The organism is Sphingomonas sp. Leaf20 (assembly GCF_001421535.1).
Lineage (GTDB): Bacteria > Pseudomonadota > Alphaproteobacteria > Sphingomonadales > Sphingomonadaceae > Sphingomonas.
The window spans coordinates 288709-305393 of the sequence record NZ_LMKN01000009.1 but is presented as its reverse complement, the minus strand read 5'-3'; the positions used below and the strand labels follow the sequence as shown (position 1 = coordinate 305393).

Genomic DNA, 16685 nt, shown 5'->3' with positions numbered 1-16685 from the left:
TAGTGTCGCTGTTCACGCGTCTCAACCGTCGAGCCGCTAGCTTTGCTCCGTCGCTGCATAGCCCGGCTTGTGACGGACGAGCGTGTCCTCGGGCACCGCGATCAGCCGCGGCCCGGCGGTGTACAGAAGTGCCGCCTCGACCCGTCGTCCGGGGAAGATGACGCGCAACGCCGCGGCATAGGCCGCCATCTGGCGAAGATGATAGTCGGGCACCTCGGCGACGTCGCGCGGCGCGCGGCGGCCGGTCTTGAAGTCGATCACCCGGACCACGTCCGCACCGATCAGCAGTCGGTCGACGGTCCCCGATACGACGACGCCGTCTGCCAGCGTCGCTGCGATCGGTGCCTCCGCCAGCGACTCGGGGCCGAACAACGCGGTAAAGCGCGGGTCCGCGATCACGCCGATCGCACTTGCGGCGATCTCGGCACGCACGTCCGCGTCGGCGACGCCACCGGCCTGCGCCAGCCAGCGGTCCGCGGCACCTGCGCGCGCGTCCGCGGCGACCGCCGGCAGACGTTCGAGCAGCTTGTGGATCAGCGATCCGCGCTCGGCAGCCGCACGCATCGCCGGCGTCGGCGGCGGATCGGATACCGCGTCCTCGCCGAGTGCCGACGGCGACAAGGGACGCGACGGACGCGCCTCCCTCGGCGCTGCGACGCGTGCCCATTCGGGCAGCGGGACCGGCGTCGCGGGGCGCGCGTGCCTGTCGTCCTTCGCGATCACCGGCGCATCGACCGACGTTCCCGTGAAACACCGCTCGCCCTCCGCCTCCGGAATGTCGAGCGCCGTCAGTGCGCGCTCGGCCGCCGCATACCAGCTGGTCGCGGGCGCGACGCCCTTCGCCCGCGTTCCCAGCGCGCCGGCGATGACCAGCCGTTCCTCCGCACGCGTCGCGGCGACGTAGAACAGCCGCCAATGCTCCTCGAGCTCGCGACGCTCGGCGGCGCTGACCACCGCATCGAGTGGTCCGCCGCGCTCACTGCTGCGCGGCCGGAAGACGGGCAGCGGCGCGGGCAGATCCTCGGGTGTCCATTTCAAGATCGATCTCGGCGCGGCGGCGGGATCCGCGGTCGCATCGGCAAGGATCACCAGCGGCGCCTGCAGGCCCTTCGCGCCATGCGCCGTCATCACCCGCACCGCGTCGAGCGGCGCCGACGGATCACGGACGATATCGACGTCGCCGCGATCGAACCAGTCGAGAAAGCGCTGCAGCGACGGCGTCGTCGTGCTCTCGAAGTTCAGCGCGGCGTTGAGCAGTTCCTCGATCGGATCGCGCGCCTCGGTGCCAAGCCGGCGGATCAGCTTGCGACGTCCGTCGAGCGGCCCCGACAACAGCTCCTCGAGAAACTGATACGGCGTCGCGATGTCCGCGCGTGCCAGCATCGCAAGCAAAGGCGCGAGGCGCGCGGCGGGTTGCGTGCGTTGCAGATGCCGCCACAACGGCCCCGCCTCGCGCGGCGCGGCCTGCATCAGCTCGTCCTGCGTCCACCCGATCAGCGGCGAGACGAGCAACGCGGCAAGGCTCAGATCGTCCTCGGGCTGGAGCACGAAACGGATCGTCGCCAGCAGATCCTGGACCGCCAGCGGCGCGTTCAGCCGTAGCCGGTCGACACCCGCGACGGGCACACCCTCCGCATAAAGCCGCGCGACGATCAGCGACGCGAGGTCGCCGCGTCGCTTGACGAGGATCATCACGTCCTCGGGGCGCAGCCGCCGGCCCTTGCTGTCGAGCATCAGCCCGTCGGGCGCGAGCCAGCTCTTGACCGCCCGGGCGATATCGCCCGCCAGCTTGCGGACCGCATCGTCGATCCACCCTTCCTCGTCATCCTCGTTGCCGCCCGCGACGACCGGCGGCCAGAGCGTGACGCTCCCCGGGCCGCGGACCTCGCTTGCATGGACGTCGAGATCGCCGATCGCCCCAAGCCCGGGCTCACCCGTCGCCGCGACCGCGGCATCGACGAACTCCAGCACGGGTCGCGTCGACCGGAACGAATGCGTCAGCGACAGGCGTTCGAGCGGCAGCCCCCGCTCGTCCTCGGGCCAGTCATCGTCGCCCGCGACTTCCTTCGCGCGCCGCCCGAAATGCATCTCGGCCGCGGCGAAATTGAACGGGTCGGTCCCCTGGAACCCGAAGATCGCCTGTTTCCAGTCGCCGACCGTGAACAGCGTGCGCGTCGACGGCGCATAGATGCCGCGCCCGACGAAGAACTCGTCGGCCAGCGCGCGGACGATCCGCCACTGGTCGGCATTGGTGTCCTGCGCCTCGTCGATCAGGACGTGTTCGGTCGCCTGGTCGAGCTTGTAGCGGACCCACTCGCCGATCCCGGGCTGATCGAGCAGCGCGACCGTCGTCGCGATCAGATCGTCGAAATCGACACCGCCGACACGCCGCTTCGCCAGCGCATAGGCGCGCGCATAGTCGCGCCCGATCTCGAGCCCGTCGGCCAGCAGATCGGCGTACCCGACACGCTGCGTCATCGACACGATATCGGTGCAGGCGGCGCCGATATGCTGCGCGAGCACCTCGTAATCAGGTTCGATATCGAGCAGCTTCTTCTGCACCTTGCGCAGCTCGCCCTTGCCCGTCAGCACCACGCCCGCAAGATCGCCCAGCGTGCCCGCGCGGTCCGGCGATGCAAGCCACGCCTCGATGGTCGCCGCCTGCTTGAGGCCGGTCGCGGTGCCCCAGGCCGCGTTCGCCGCCGCGATGCGCGTGATCGCGTCGATATCCAGCGCGTCGCACCACTCCGCGACCGCTTCGCCGATATCGCCCGACGGCAGTTCCAGCGTCCGCCGCAGCCAGGGCTGGACCCCCGACGGCATCGTCTCGAGCGCAGGCAGCGCGCGCGCGCACGCCATCAGGAACGCCTCGGCACCCCCCTCGCCGAGCCGAAGCGACAGGCGCCCGACGATCTCGACCGGCCGCTCTCGCCCATTGCGCTCGGCATCCGCGAGCATCCCCGCCAGCGCCTCGCGGGCAAGCCCCGCCTCCTCGCGCGCTTCGAGCGGCCTGAACCCCGGCGTCAGCCCCGCCTCGACCGGAAACGCCGCGAGCAGCCCCTGGCAAAAGCCATGGATGGTCTGGATGCGGAGTCCGCCCCCCGGCGCGTCGAGCACCTTGGCAAACAGCGTTCGCGCATAATCCTGTTGCGCGGGCCCGCCCTCTTCGCCCAGCGCCTGCAGATCCTGGAACAGCGCGGGCCCCGGCATCCGCACCCAGGCGGCGAGCCGGCCGTTGATCCGCTGCGCCATTTCGGCCGCACCCGCCTTGGTGAAGGTCAGGCACAGGATCGCACCCGGATCGACCCCGCGCAGCAACAGACGGAACACGCGCGCCGCGAGCACCTGCGTCTTGCCGGTACCGGCCGACGCGGACAGCCAGACATGCGACGCGGGATCGCTCGCCGCCGCCTGCGCACCCTTGAGCCGGGGCAGCGTCCGCAGTTCGCCGCTACTCACGTCCATACCATTCGTCGCGTCGCATCAACTGGTCATATTCCGCATAGGGCGCGTATTCGGGGACGAGCTTTGCGGTGAACGCCGCGCCGCCGGTCAGCCACGTGCCCGCAACCTCGGTGAAATTATGCGCGGCGGTCGCGGTGAACTCCGCGGTCGGGATCTTGTCGCGCTTGCCATCGGGATCGACGGGGCTCTCGACATAGCCGAACGCGTCGCGTTTCTTGCCCAGCGACCAATATTCAAACGCCTGCGCCTTGCCCGCGACATCGGCGAAGCCACCGCGCTCCGCAATCAGCCCGAGCAACCCCAGTTGCAGGCTATAGCCCGCCCGCACCGCGGTCGCCGAGGGCGGCTTGCCCGTCTTGTAGTCGATGATCGCCAGCCCGCCATCGGCAAGCCGGTCGACGCGGTCATATCGTCCGCGCAGCGTCACCCCGGCGATCGCGATCTCGCCCTTCCCCTCCGCACTCGCGACGAACCGCCCCTCGTCCGCCTGCGCGGCGATCGCCCCGGCGATCCAGTCGATCGCCTCAAGCAACCGCGGCTGCCACAACGCGCGCATCATCGGATGCGTACGCTCGTCCCGCAGCATCGCCTGCGCACGGGGCTTGAGCGCGTCTATCGCGCAGCCGTCATGCTTCCACCATTGCTCGAGGATGTCGTGAACCGCGGTACCCCGCCAGGCCGCGCTCGGATCGGCATCGACCGGATCGAGTGGCATCAGCCCGAGCACGCGGCGCGCGTAGAACGCATAGGGGTCCGCCTTCAGCCGGTCGACCTCGGTCACCGAGATCAGCCTCGGCCGCAACGCGGCGGCGGGCGACGGCGCAGGCCGCTCGGCCGGCACATGCGTCTCCGGGTCGTCGAGCGCGCGCGTCCACGCCTCGAGCGCCTCGGCGCGCTCGAACCTGTCGCCCGCCAGCGCCTGTAGCCGCAGCCAGAGCCGCGAGGCGAGCGCGGGCGACTTGGCATCGCGGCGCGCACGCGTGACGATCGCGCGCGGCGCGCCCAGCGCCTGCGCGAAGTCGTGCGCCGAGGTTCCGACCTGCCGCTCCAGCCCGGGAAGCCCCAGCTCCGCACGGATCCGCGGCGCAAGCCACGGATCGGGCGCAGGCCGCCCCGGCCACATGCCTTCGTTCAATCCGCCCAGGATCATCAGGTCCGCGGTCTGCAGCCGCGCCTCGAGGAGTCCGTAAATGGCAAGCCGCGGATGCGCGCCCTGCAACGGTCGTACCGCAACCTCGTCGAGCAGCGTCCGCAGCAGCTGCCCGAGCTCGCCCGGATCGACGCAAGCCGGTCCGGCATCGGCCTCGAGCTCGAGATCCGCAAGGAACTGCGCCGCGGCGCGTCCCGACGGCCCCGCCCAGAGCTCATCGCCGCACAATGCCGCGGCGGTCTCGCGCACGGCGGCGAGCAACGGGGCCAGCGTCTGCGCCCCGCGCTCGAACACCGTCGCGATCGGCGTCAGCAGCGCCTGTACCTCCGGCCACCACCGCTTTGCGCTCCCGTCGCGCAGATGGGGATCGATCGCGTCGAGCCCCGCGGCGGGTCGCGGCCCGCGCATCGCCCGATCGAGCGCGCGGACGCCGTCAAGCCATCCGAGCCGCCCCTCGCCGCTGCGGACCAGCGGATGCTTCAGCAACGCCAGCAGCGCGAGTGGTGCGAAACGCTGCGCCGCGGCTTCGACCAGCGCGAGGATCAGCGTCCCCGGCGGCAGGATCGACAGCGGCCGCCCCGCGGTATCGTCGATGCCGATATCCCAGCGTTTCAGATGCGCGGCGACGCGCCGTGCCAGCGCGCGATCCGGCGTGACGAGCGCGGCGGTGCGCCCGGGCTGCTCGAGCGTCCCGCGGAGCGCGAGCGCGATCGCCTGCGCCTCCTCGGCGGGCGTTGCGAGTTCGGCGACCGTCACGCCCTTGAGGCGGCGGTCCTCGGCGTCGAGATGCGTCCATTTGCCGGTAAAGTCTGCGGGGGCGAGCGCATTTGCGATCGCGCGGCTGCGCGTCGCCTCGGCGTCGTGCCCGCCGCCTTCGCGCCACGTCGCGAACTCGGTGCGCGCGACCCCCATCCGCTCGAGCAGCAGCTTGAGGTGGAACTGCGGATGCGTCTCGATCGCGCGCCGCGTCAGGCCGGTCGCCGGATCGCGCGGATGCGGGCCGAGCGACTGCCATTCCGCGTCGGGCATGTGCAGGTCGAGATCGGCGAAGACCACCATCCCGCCCGGCATGTCCGCGACACAGCGCAACAGGCGCGCGATCGCCGGTGCCGAATCGGTCACGCCCGCGGCGCAGACGATGCCGCCCGGGGGCGCCGCCCGCCACCGCGCCGACAGCTGGTCGAGCAGTTGCGCGCGCCGCGTCGCCGCATCGATGCGCCCGAGCCTTTCGAGCTCGCCCGGCCAGCGTTCCAGGACCACCTCGAACGTCGAGAGCGCGCGCTGCCAATGCTCGGTCAGTTCGGGCCCTAGCTCGATCGCGCGCAGCCGTGCCGGCGGCACTTCCTCGACGAGCAGCTGGTCGAGCGTCTTGGCAAGCTCGCCCGCGAGCCGGACCGCCTCCGCGGCGTCGATCGGATGCCCGCCGCGCTGGCGTTCCTCCGACACCAGTCGGGCGAGGATCATTCGCCGCTGGTAGGGAGGGACCGCGGGGAGCGGCGGGTCGATGGAATCCGCCGGGTCCAGTGCGGCGCCGACAGCCTCGCCCATCCCCGTATCGCCGAGCGCGACCATCCGTGGCAGCACGAGCCCGCCGCCGCTGGCGCGGACGAACGCATCCGTCACTGCCCGGATCGCGCGGTTGTTCGGCAGGAGGATCAGCGCCCGCGCGAGCGCCAGCGGGTCGCTGCCCGCGCGTCGCAGTAGACCTGCGACGAGCGCATCCGCAAACGCCCGGTGCGCCGGGATCGTGTAGAGCCGGGGCCCCGCCTGCACGGCAGCGCCGGGTGCTGCGTCATCCACCGGCGAGAAACGCCTCGGTCTTCGGGATCGCGCCCGGCGTGCCGACATCGAACCAGAGCCCCTGGTGGACCTGGCCGTAAGCACGCCCCTCGGCGATCGCGCGGTCCCAGAACAGGTTGGTCGAGAACGGTCCCTCGGGCCAGTCGGCGATCAGTCGCGGATGGATGATCTGGATGCCCGTATAGGCGAACGGCGCGACGCAGCCGGGCTTGCGGCGGCTCGAGATCCGACCGTCCGCCGCGAGATAGAAATCGCCCGTGCCGCCGTGATTGTGCGCGCGGGCCAGCGGTACCATCAGCAGCAAGGCGTCCATGGCATCGTCGTCCCACCGCGACGCCAGCAGGCGGATCGCGTCGACGGGTCCGTCGATCCACAGATTGTCGCTGTTGACGACGAGGACCGGCGCTGTGCCGAGCAGATCGCGCGCCTGCACGAGGCCGCCCCCCGTCTCCATCAGGCGCGCGCGCTCGTCCGAGATGACGACGTCGATACCGGGATACCGGTCCGTCACGTGCGCCTGCAACGTGTCCGCGAGATAATGGACGTTGACGACGGCCCGTTCGATCCCGGCGCGCTGCAGCCGGTCGAAAACGTGATCGATCAGCGCCTTGCCCGCGACTTCGACGAGCGGTTTGGGCCGCGTCGCGGTCAGCGGGCGCATCCGCTTGCCGAGGCCCGCCGCCATGACCATCGCGGTCCGGGGCACCGTGCCGTGCGGCACCGGGCGGATCTCGCGCTGGCGTGTCATGCCGCGATCACCAGCGGATCGCCGCGTTGGTCGCGCGGCACGTGCGCCTCGAACCATGCGGCCACCGGTGCCATCACCGGCTGCGCGAGATCGCGCTCGATATAGGTCCAGACCCGGGGACACAGCGTTGGATATCGCGTCTTGCCGTCGCGCTTCCACAACCGCGTGAAGATCCCGAGGATCTTGGCGTTCCGCTGCGCACCGAGGACATGATAGGCGTCGAAGAAACTGTCGCCGACCCCGGTCGCCGCCGCGTAGCGCGCGAGCATCGCGGCCTCGACGGCGGGATCGACGTCGCGTCGCGCATCCTGGAGCAGCGAGACGAGATCATAGGCGGCGTGGCCCGCGAGCGCGTCCTGGAAATCGAGCAGCCCGAGCGACTTGTCCGGTCCGACCAGCATCAGGTTCTCGGCATGATAGTCGCGCAGGACGGTGACCGGCACGTCTGGAACCGCGTGATCGAACACCGCGTCCCATGCCGCGTCCCAGCTCGCGATGTCGGGCGTGATGCCAACCGCGGGGCAATACCAGTCGACGAACAACGCCGCCTCACGCTTCAGCACCGCGCGATCGTAGAGCGGCAGCGGTCCTGCGGCGTGGTCGCGCAACGCGACGAGAAGATCGACCGCCGGCGCATACAGCGCGAGGCCGTCATCCGAGGACGCATCGATCGCCTCGCGAAGCCGGTCGTCGCCGAAATCCTCGATCAGCACGAGCCCCTGGTCGAGATCGCACGCGAGGATCGCAGGCGCGGCGAAGTCGCGCTCGATCAGCCATTCGGCGACCGCGATGAAGGGGCGCGGGTCCTCGTGCGGTGGCGGTGCGTCCATGAGGATCGCCCGACGGGCGCCCTCGACGATCCGGAAATAGCGACGGAAGGACGCGTCGCCGGCGACCGGCAGCGTCGTCGCCCCGCCCCATCCATGCGCGTCGAGAAATGCGGCGGCGCCCGCCGGCGGGGTCATGTCGGCCATCGGGTTTCCCAAGCCTCCGGCACACCGACTGTCAAGCCGCGCGTGCCATCCGGCTCGATCGTCAGGCCGAGCCGAAGCGCGTCGGGCCAATAGCCCGGCCCCGCCCGCTCGGGCCATTCGACCAGCAGCAGCGAATCGTACCGCGAATCGTCGAGCGCGAGCTCGTCGATCTCCGCGGGATCATCGATCCGGTAGAGGTCGACGTGGAGCACGGGAAACCGGACCTCGGGCGGCTCATAGGGCTGGACGATCGCAAAGCTCGGCGACGGGGCCTCCCCCGGCAGGCCGAGCGCCGCGAGCAGCCCGCGCGCGATGCTCGTCTTGCCCGCGCCCAGCGTGCCCTCGAGCGTGACGACGTCGCCCGGCCGCACCAGCGTGGCCAGCCACGCGCCAAACGCCTCGGTGGCCTGCGCATCGGCGAGCGTCCTCATCGACGCGGCAGCTCGACGGTGACGAGCGTGCCGCTGCCGGGCTCCGAGACGAGTTCGATCGTGCCGTTATGCGCCTCGACGAACTGCTTGGCGAGGGGGAGACCCAGCCCCAGCGCGCGGTCGCCGATCGTCTTCGATTCGGCAAACCGGTCGAACGCGTGCGCGACCGCCTCGGTCGACATGCCCATGCCGTCGTCGGACACGATGATCCGCGCATGCGTCGCGTTACCATCGGTGTGCAGCAGGATCCGTCCGCCCTCGCCGGTCCCCGCCACCGCGTGCCGCAACAGATGCTCGACGATCTCGCGCAGCCGTTTGGCATCGCCGCACACGCGCCCGGTCGACCGCCCGATTTCGACCGCGAAGTCCAGGTTGCGGCGTTTGGCGACCGCGTGGATCGCCTCGCCGGCCGCGCGTGTCACGGCCGCCAGATCGACGTCCGCGCGCATGATCTCCATCCCGTCGGCGTCGGTCCGCGTCAGGTCGAGCACATCGTCGACGAGCAGGCCGAGCCGTTCCACGGATTCGAGGATCGCCTCGAGATAGCCTTCGGCCTGGCTGCCGAGCTTGCCCGCATAGCCGCCATGCAACATCTCGGCGAACCCGCTGATCGACGTCAGCGGCGTCTTGAGCTCATAGCTCATGTTCGCGACGAACGCGGTCTTGACCTTGTCCGCGGCCTCAAGCGCATTGGCGCGGTCGCGCAACGCCTGCTCCGCGCGCTTGCTGTCGGTGATGTCGAGCATCGTGAACAGCGCGTTGCCATCGGGCAGCGGCACGCCGGCGAACTCGAAATGCCGTCCGTCGGCGAACGCGACCCGGCCTGCGCGCTGCTGGCGCTCGACGGTTGCGGACCGGACCAGATCGGGGATGAGCACCGATCGGCTGGGGGTGGCGAGCTTCGATGCCGCCGCCTCGGCGAACACGTCGACGCGCGGATGACCCGCGAGGAACTCCTCCTCCAGTCCCCACAGCACGCGGAACCGGTTGTTCCACAATTGCAGCCGTCCGTCGGCCGCGAACACGCCGAGCGCCTCGAACAGATTGTCGAACGTCGCCGTCCGCACGCGCAGCAGCGTGTCGCGCGCGCTGGCCAGCTGGACGTGCTCGGTACGATCCTCGAAGATCAGCAACAGCCCGCCATCGGGCAACGGCTGCGCGACCACCCTCAGATGCGTCCCGCCGCGAAGATGCCAGATCTCCTCGCTCGCGCCGCCGTTGGGCATCGTCCCGGTCTGCATGAACCATTCGCGCCGCTCGGCCTTCCACGCGGGAAAGTCGCGCACCTCGGGCAGGCGGTTGGCCTCGCGCATCCGCTCGAGCACGCGATCGAATTCGGGGCGATCGGCGAGCCATTCGGCGCGCATCGCGAACATCCGCCGGAACGGCTGGTTGCAGAACACCAGTCCGCGATCGCCGCCAAACTGCGCGACGCCCGCCGATACGCGATCGAGCATCGCGCGCTGCGCCTCGGCAAAGCGCTTCGCGCCCGAGCGCGCCTGTTCGAGATCCTCGATGTCGATCGCGAACCCCGCCACGCCGCCGGTCGGCAGCGGCACGTCGTAGATCTGGAGCGAGCGACGCGCGCCGTCGATCGTCGCGGGCAGGATCTGTTCGTGCGGCCGCCCCTGCTCGCGTGCCGCCGCCGCACCCGCGAGCGGTCCACCGCGCCCGGACCCTTCGACCAGCTCGACCCCGCGCGCGATCACGTCCTTGGCATCCTGCCCCTCGACCGCGGCGACATAGGCGGTGTTGACCATCGACAGTTTCAGGTCGCGCGCGCGGTACCACATCGGCATCGGGGCGGCCTCGATCAGTCCGGTCAGCGCGTCGAATGCCGCCCCGAGCCGCGCGGTCTCCGCGCCGAGACGGTTGATCTCCGATTCGCTGTCGGTCGCGTCGAACGCCCAGATCAGCACGCTCCCCGTCGCGCCCATTCCGCCCGGCGCGCGACCGCCGCGCAGCGTGATCGCGCGCGTCGATCCGACAGGGCGCACCGCGCGGACGAACGGCCGCCCTGCCCGCTGCGCTGCCGTCACGTCGGCGGTGAGTGCCGCGGCATCCTCCGTCGACAGGCCCGAGCCGTCGCCCGACAGGTCCGCCAGATACCGCGGTGCCGGGATCCCGAGCCAGTCCGCCATCCGCCGCGGCATCTCGACCCGGCCATCCGAGCGCACGATCGTCGCCACCGCAGGCGATCCATCGAGCAGGCCGCGCATATTCTCGTTGTCGGCGATCGTCGAAGCCGCATCCGCGCGCGCACGCAGCCCCAGATACACCAGTACGGCACCCACGCCGACGAGCAGCAGAACCGCCACGCCCGCGAGCACGGTTTCCCATGTCCCGAGGACCATTACCGCCGAACCGGTCGAAGCGCGACGAACGTCATGCGCCCGTGTAGGCCAACAGCGCCCCCGGGGGGAAGACGGCGATCTGCAAATTGCCGCCGGACGGGGAAGTGCGACGGTATCGGGCGCTTGCGGGCAGCCCGACTGATCTGAAGTGTTGCAAGGAAGAAACACTCGGAAATATTCACGCAATGTGGGTCGAGAACGGATGGATTCCTGCGACCTCAGAGGCTTAGAGCGCCCGCTTCCGCGAAGGTCAGCGATATTGGCCCATCGCATCCAGTGCTGAGTCGAGAACGATCATGACCCCAACCTATCGCCGCAATCTGCTAGCCTCGACGCTGCTCGTCGCAGTGTCCGCGGTCGCGCTGCCCGCCATGGCGCAGACGGCGCCGGCCCCCGCCGCAGCGCAGGCCCAGCCCGCGACCGACGCCCCCGCGCCGACCGCGGCCGCTCCCGCCACGCAGGACCCGGTCGTCGAGTCCCAGGCCGGCAGCACCGCATCGGCGCAGCCCGAGCAGCCCGCGGGCGAGATCGTCGTGACCGGCTCGCGCATCGCCTCGCCCTCGGCCACCGCCGCGTCGCCGCTCCAGAGCGTGGGCATCGCCCAGATCCAGCAGGCCGGCGCGATCAACGTCCAGGACGTCCTGCTGCAGAACCCGGCGTTCGGCACCCCCGGCATCAGCCGCACCAATTCGAGCTTCGCGACGCAGTCGGCCGGTGTCGCGACGGTGAACCTTCGCAATCTGGGCGAAGATCGGACGCTCGTTCTCGTCAATGGCCGCCGTTTCGTATCGGGCGTGCCCGGTAGCAGCGCGGTCGACCTCAACGTCATCCCGACGCAATTCCTCGAGCGCGTCGACACGCTGACCGGCGGCGTATCGGCAGTCTACGGCTCGGATGCCGTCGCTGGCGTCGTCAACATGATCTACAAGACCAAGTTCGACGGCATCCAGCTCGATGGGCAGGTCGGCATCTCGCAATATGGCGATGGCTTCGATCGTCAGGTCAACGCGCTCGTCGGCAAGAATTTCGCAGATGGCCGCGGCAACATCATGCTGTTCGGTGGCTATTCGAAGCAGGGCACCGTGCTGAAGCGCGACCGGTTCACCGAAGCCGGTTCGAGTGCGATCGATTCGTCCAGCCGCGTCTACACCACCGGCGCCGATGAGGATTTCTTCACGCCGCAGCGGTCGCTGTCCGGTTTCGCGCCGCAGGGCCGCTATTACGCTGGCGATAGCGTGTTCACCTATGGCCAGGACGGTGCACTGCGCGATTGTGCATCGCCCAACGGGACCGCCGGGTGCGTCAATGCAAACGGGACGGTCGCAGGGCCGGACGGCTTCAACCGGTCCGACTTCCGCTATCTGGCCGTGCCGGTCGAGCGCTATGTGACCGCGGGGCGTGCGAACTTCGAAGTTTCGCCTGCATTGAACCTGTTCGTCGAAGGCAACTACGCCAAGACCAAGGTCAGCACGATCATCGAGCCGTTCCCGCTCGATTCGACGTTCAGCAACCCCCGCAATTCAGGCCAGATCCCGATCCAGTCGATCGTCGGCGGCGTGACCTACCGCAATCCTTACGTGCCGGACGCCATCTTCAACGCTGCGACCGACACCGACAATGACGGCTTGCGCGACATCTACTTCGACCGGCGCCTCGCCGATTTCGGGCCACGCACGAGCAGCGCGAGCCGTGACATGTTCCGTTTCGCGGGCGGCGCGACCGGCAAGTTCCTGGAAGACCGCTTCAACTACGAGGTCTACGGCATCTATGGCCAGACCAAGGAGAACCAGGTCGGCAGCGGGCAGTTCAACACGTCCAACTTCTTCCAGGCGCTGAATTCCTATCGTGATCCGGCAACCGGGCAGATCGTCTGCGCGGATCCGGCCGCGCGCGCTGCCGGGTGCGTCCCGGCGAACATCTACGGCGCGGGCGCGCTCGCTCCTGCAGCGGGGTATCTGGCAGCACCGACGACGCTCAGCACCAAGGTCACGCAGACGGTTGCCGGTGGCAACGTGTCGGGCAAGCTGTTCTCGCTGTTCGGCGCCGATCCGATCGGCTTCAGCGTCGGCACCGAATATCGCCGCGAAAGCAGCCGCAACGACTTCGATCTGCTCACGCAGCAGGGCCTCAACGGCAACAACGCACTGCCCTCGACCGCTGGTCGCTTCCACCTGTGGGAAGGCTTTGGCGAGGTCGTCGCGCCGATCATCCAGGACAAGCCGTTCTTCCAGTCGCTCAGTGTCCGCGGTGCGCTCCGCGTCTCGGACTATTCGACGATCGGAACGACCTACAGCTACAATTTCGGCGGCGAGTGGGCGCCCGTGGAAGACATTCGCTTCCGCGTGATGCAGGCGCGTTCGGTTCGCGCACCGAACATCAACGAGCTGTTCCAGGCACCGCAGCAGAACTTCCCCAGCGTCAGCGATCCGTGCATCGGCGTGACCGCGGCAACGGGCGGGACATTGGGAACGACCTGCCGTGCGGCACCGGGCGTGCTCACCAACATCGCAGCGAACAATGGGGCCTTCTTCGCCAAGCAGGAAGATATCCAGGGTGTCACCAGCTTCGAATCCGGCAACCGGAACCTGCAGGAAGAGAAGGGCGACTCGTTCACCGCAGGTGTGGTGATCAACCCCCGTTCGGTCCGCGCACTACGTAACTTCGTCATCACGGTCGATTACTTCAACATCCGCATCAAGGACGCGATCGTCCAGACGCCGCTGCAGTATATCCTCAACCAGTGCTATGAGCAGGGCAACGCGGACTATTGCAGCCAGATCACGCGGCGTCCGGCGGCGCTCGGCCCGAACAGCGCCGGCTCGCTCGACCAGCTCACGACCAGCTTCCTCAACAGTGGTGGCGTGAAGACCCAGGGCATCGATACGGTCATCACCTATCGCCAGGATCTGGCCGATATCGGTCTTGCGGGCATGCTGGGCCTGCGCGGCTCGTATACGCATCTGATCTCGGGCTATACCGTGCCACTGCCCGAGGCGGATCGTGACTATTTCGCGGGCGAGATCGGTGCGTCGCGCGACCGGTTCACGACGAACCTGTCCTATGACGTCGACGGTGTCGGCTTCACCACGACCGGCACGTGGATCAGCCAGGCGAGCCTCGACGACCAGCTGACCGGCGCGCGTCCGGGCACCAATCCGCTGTACCGCGTCCGTCCGCAATTCTACCTGGATTCGCAGATCCGCTTCCAGACCAACGACGGGTTCGAATTCTACATCGGCGGGTCGAACCTGCTCAACAACAAGCCGCCTTACCTCGCCGACATCGGCGCGTCGGCTGGCCAGGATACCGATGCGGGCACCTATGATCCGCTCGGCCGTCGCTATTATGCAGGCGTCCGGATCAACTTCTGATCCTCACGCTTCGCTAGCCTTTGAAAGGGGAGCCGGAAACGGCTCCCCTTTTTTGTGCGTGGCGCGAGCAAACAAAAAGGGCGCGGGCACCGGGGGAACCCCGACGCCCGCGCCCTTCGCGCACGTGATGGCGGCGATCAGGCCGCCATGAACATCTCCGGCGGCAGCGCCATGAGCGACTCCGCGCCGCCCTCGATCTTGCGACGCAGCGCGCCCGCGTCGGGCAGGATCCGCTCGGCATAGAAGCGCGCGGTGATCAGCTTGGCGTCGAGGAACGCCGCCTCGCCCTCGCCCGCTGCCTTCAGCTTTGCCGCGGCGACCGCCATCCGCAACCACATCGCGCCGACCGCGACGATGCCCATCAGGTGCATGTAGCTGACCGCGCCCGCGCCGACATTCTCGGGGTTCTTCATGCCGTTCGCCATGAACCACATCGTCGCCGCCTGAAGCTGGCCGTTCGCCTTCTCCAGCGCTTCGGCAAACGACGCGGTGACCGGATCGCCCTTGGCCGCCGCGACGTCGTCCGCGACGAGCTTGAAGAACGCCTGGATCCCGCGACCGCCATTCTGCGCGAGCTTGCGGCCGACCAGATCCATCGCCTGCACGCCGTTGGTGCCCTCGTAGATCATCGCGATCCGCGCATCGCGGACATACTGCTCCATGCCCCATTCGGCGATATAGCCATGGCCGCCATAGACCTGCTGCGCGTTGGTCGCGATCGCATAACCCATGTCGGTGCCATAGCCCTTGATGACCGGGGTCAGCAGGCTGATCATGTCGCCCGCGAGCTGGCGCTCCGCCTCGTCCGCGGCGTTATGCTCGAGATCGCCCTGCAGCGCGGTCCAAAGGATCAACGCGCGCAGACCCTCGGTCAGCGCCTTGCCCTCCATCAGCATCCGCCGCACGTCGGGATGGACGAACAGCGTGTCCGCCTTCTCCTGCGGCTCCTTGGGGCCGGTCAGCGCGCGGCCCTGGCGACGGTCCTGCGCGTACTGCACCGCATTCTGATACGCGACCTCGGCGACGCCGAGCCCCTGCAGGCCGACGCCCAGGCGCGCGGCGTTCATCATGATGAACATCGCGGCGAGGCCCTTCATCTCCTCGCCGACCAGCCAGCCGGTCGCCGAGTCATAGTTCATCACGCAGGTCGAGTTCGCGTGGATCCCCATCTTGTGCTCGATCGACCCGCAGGTGACGCCGTTGCGCGCGCCGAGCGAGCCGTCCTCGTTCACCAGCATCTTCGGCACCACGAACAGCGAAATGCCCTTCGAACTGTCCGGCGCGCCGGGCGTCTTGGCCAGCACGAGATGGATGATGTTCTCGGTCAGGTCATGCTCACCGCTCGAGATGAAGATCTTCGTACCGGTGATCGCGTAGGAGCCGTCCGCCTGCGGCTCGGCCTTGGTGCGGATCAGGCCGAGATCGGTGCCGCACTGCGGCTCGGTGAGGTTCATCGTGCCCCCCCATTCGCCCGACACCATCTTGGGCACGTACATCGCCTTCTGCGCGTCCGACCCCTTGGCGACGAGCGCGGCGATCGCGCCGTGCGTGAGGCCCGGATACATCGCGAACGCCATGTTCGACGAGATCATATATTCCTGGAACGCGGTCGACACGACGTGCGGCATGCCCTGCCCGCCATATTCGGGCTGGTTGCCGAGCGTCGCCCAGCCGCTTTCGACATACTGCTTATAGGCTTCCTTGAAGCCGTCGGGCGTCGTGACCGAACCGTCCTCATGCCGCGTGCAACCCTGCTGGTCGCCCGACAGGTTGAGCGGGAACAGGACCTCGGCGACGAACTTGCCGCCTTCCTCGAGCACCGCATCGACGACGTCGGGCGACGCCGTGTCGAAACCCGGGAGGTTGCTGTAGCGATCGAGACCGACCACCTGCTCAAGGACGAAGCGCGTATCGCGCACGGGGGGCGTGTACTGGGGCATGGTTTATCCTTTGTCCTGGGCCCGACTGGCCTCGAGGATGGCTACGAAGTTGGTGAGTTCGTCGATGGCGGCGTCGATGTCGCGCTTCTGTTCGGTGAGAAGCGCGATGCGCGCCTCGCTCCGTTCGATGACGACCTGTCGCTGTACGCGCCGGCCGTCGCCGACGTCGTACAGGTCGATCATCTCGCGGATTTCGCCGAGGCTGAACCCGACGCGCTTGCCGCGCAGGATCCAGGCAAGCCGCGCGCGGTCCCGGTGCGAATAGATACGCTGCGTGCCGCGACGCTCGGGCGCGATGAGCCCCTCGTCCTCGTAGAAACGCAGCGCGCGTGCGGTCACGTCGAATTCGGTCGACAGGTCGGAGATCGTGAAATGATCGCGATCGTGTCGCGGTTCGATCATCGCATAGGACTCGGGGGACGCGCGTGTTGCCATGCCCGGTGATGTAACTC

Annotated in this window: 9 protein-coding genes; 1 reads left to right on the top strand and 8 read right to left on the bottom strand. The window is 68.9% G+C overall.

Annotated features, from left to right (window positions below):
- Nucleotides 1-36: 36 nt before the first annotated feature.
- Genes addA through ASE72_RS14785 form a run of 6 tightly spaced genes read right to left on the bottom strand, consistent with a single transcriptional unit; the run spans nucleotide 37 to nucleotide 10922 of the window.
- Nucleotides 37-3465: a double-strand break repair helicase AddA gene (gene addA / locus ASE72_RS14810; RefSeq protein ID WP_056023008.1), complete on the bottom strand. Its 3429-nt coding sequence runs from the start codon at nucleotides 3463-3465 to the stop codon at nucleotides 37-39.
- A complete protein-coding gene (gene addB, locus ASE72_RS14805; RefSeq protein ID WP_235532375.1) occupies nucleotides 3452-6415 on the bottom strand; it encodes a double-strand break repair protein AddB in 2964 nt (987 codons plus the stop codon). The genes addA and addB overlap by 14 nt, the downstream gene beginning before the upstream one ends.
- Nucleotides 6408-7163 (bottom strand): nucleotidyltransferase family protein, encoded by a 756-nt coding sequence (locus ASE72_RS14800; protein WP_056023005.1) that lies wholly within the window; start codon nucleotides 7161-7163, stop codon nucleotides 6408-6410. Before ASE72_RS14800 ends, addB begins: the two co-directional genes overlap by 8 nt.
- A complete protein-coding gene (locus tag ASE72_RS14795) occupies nucleotides 7160-8128 on the bottom strand; it encodes an aminoglycoside phosphotransferase family protein (RefSeq protein ID WP_082446208.1) in 969 nt (322 codons plus the stop codon). The genes ASE72_RS14800 and ASE72_RS14795 overlap by 4 nt, the downstream gene beginning before the upstream one ends.
- Complete coding sequence (tsaE, locus tag ASE72_RS14790; protein WP_056022999.1) at nucleotides 8125-8568, bottom strand: tRNA (adenosine(37)-N6)-threonylcarbamoyltransferase complex ATPase subunit type 1 TsaE; 444 nt, start codon at nucleotides 8566-8568, stop codon at nucleotides 8125-8127. The genes ASE72_RS14795 and tsaE overlap by 4 nt, the downstream gene beginning before the upstream one ends.
- A complete protein-coding gene (locus ASE72_RS14785; RefSeq protein WP_056022996.1) occupies nucleotides 8565-10922 on the bottom strand; it encodes a sensor histidine kinase in 2358 nt (785 codons plus the stop codon). Before ASE72_RS14785 ends, tsaE begins: the two co-directional genes overlap by 4 nt.
- 296 nt (nucleotides 10923-11218) lie before the next feature.
- Here ASE72_RS14785 and ASE72_RS14780 point away from each other — a divergent pair, with 296 nt between their 5' ends.
- Nucleotides 11219-14293: a TonB-dependent receptor plug domain-containing protein gene (locus ASE72_RS14780; protein ID WP_056022993.1), complete on the top strand. Its 3075-nt coding sequence runs from the start codon at nucleotides 11219-11221 to the stop codon at nucleotides 14291-14293.
- A gap of 137 nt (nucleotides 14294-14430) precedes the next feature.
- Here ASE72_RS14780 and ASE72_RS14775 read toward each other — a convergent pair whose 3' ends face one another.
- Both ASE72_RS14775 and ASE72_RS14770 read right to left on the bottom strand, forming a co-directional pair.
- A complete protein-coding gene (locus tag ASE72_RS14775; RefSeq protein WP_056022990.1) occupies nucleotides 14431-16233 on the bottom strand; it encodes an acyl-CoA dehydrogenase C-terminal domain-containing protein in 1803 nt (600 codons plus the stop codon).
- 3 nt (nucleotides 16234-16236) lie between these two features.
- Entirely contained in the window at nucleotides 16237-16668 is a 432-nt protein-coding gene (locus ASE72_RS14770) for a MerR family transcriptional regulator (protein WP_056022988.1), read from the bottom strand.
- Between the last annotated feature and the right edge of the window lie 17 nt (nucleotides 16669-16685).

Coding starts and splice junctions, on each gene's coding strand:
- addA (WP_056023008.1), bottom strand. CDS start 3,465: ATGGACGTGAGTAGCGGCGAACTGCGGACGCTGCCCCGGCTCAAGGGT.
- ASE72_RS14800 (WP_056023005.1), bottom strand. CDS start 7,163: ATGACACGCCAGCGCGAGATCCGCCCGGTGCCGCACGGCACGGTGCCC.
- ASE72_RS14795 (WP_082446208.1), bottom strand. CDS start 8,128: ATGACCCCGCCGGCGGGCGCCGCCGCATTTCTCGACGCGCATGGATGG.
- tsaE (WP_056022999.1), bottom strand. CDS start 8,568: ATGAGGACGCTCGCCGATGCGCAGGCCACCGAGGCGTTTGGCGCGTGG.
- ASE72_RS14785 (WP_056022996.1), bottom strand. CDS start 10,922: ATGGTCCTCGGGACATGGGAAACCGTGCTCGCGGGCGTGGCGGTTCTG.
- ASE72_RS14780 (WP_056022993.1), top strand. CDS start 11,219: ATGACCCCAACCTATCGCCGCAATCTGCTAGCCTCGACGCTGCTCGTC.
- ASE72_RS14775 (WP_056022990.1), bottom strand. CDS start 16,233: ATGCCCCAGTACACGCCCCCCGTGCGCGATACGCGCTTCGTCCTTGAG.
- ASE72_RS14770 (WP_056022988.1), bottom strand. CDS start 16,668: ATGGCAACACGCGCGTCCCCCGAGTCCTATGCGATGATCGAACCGCGA.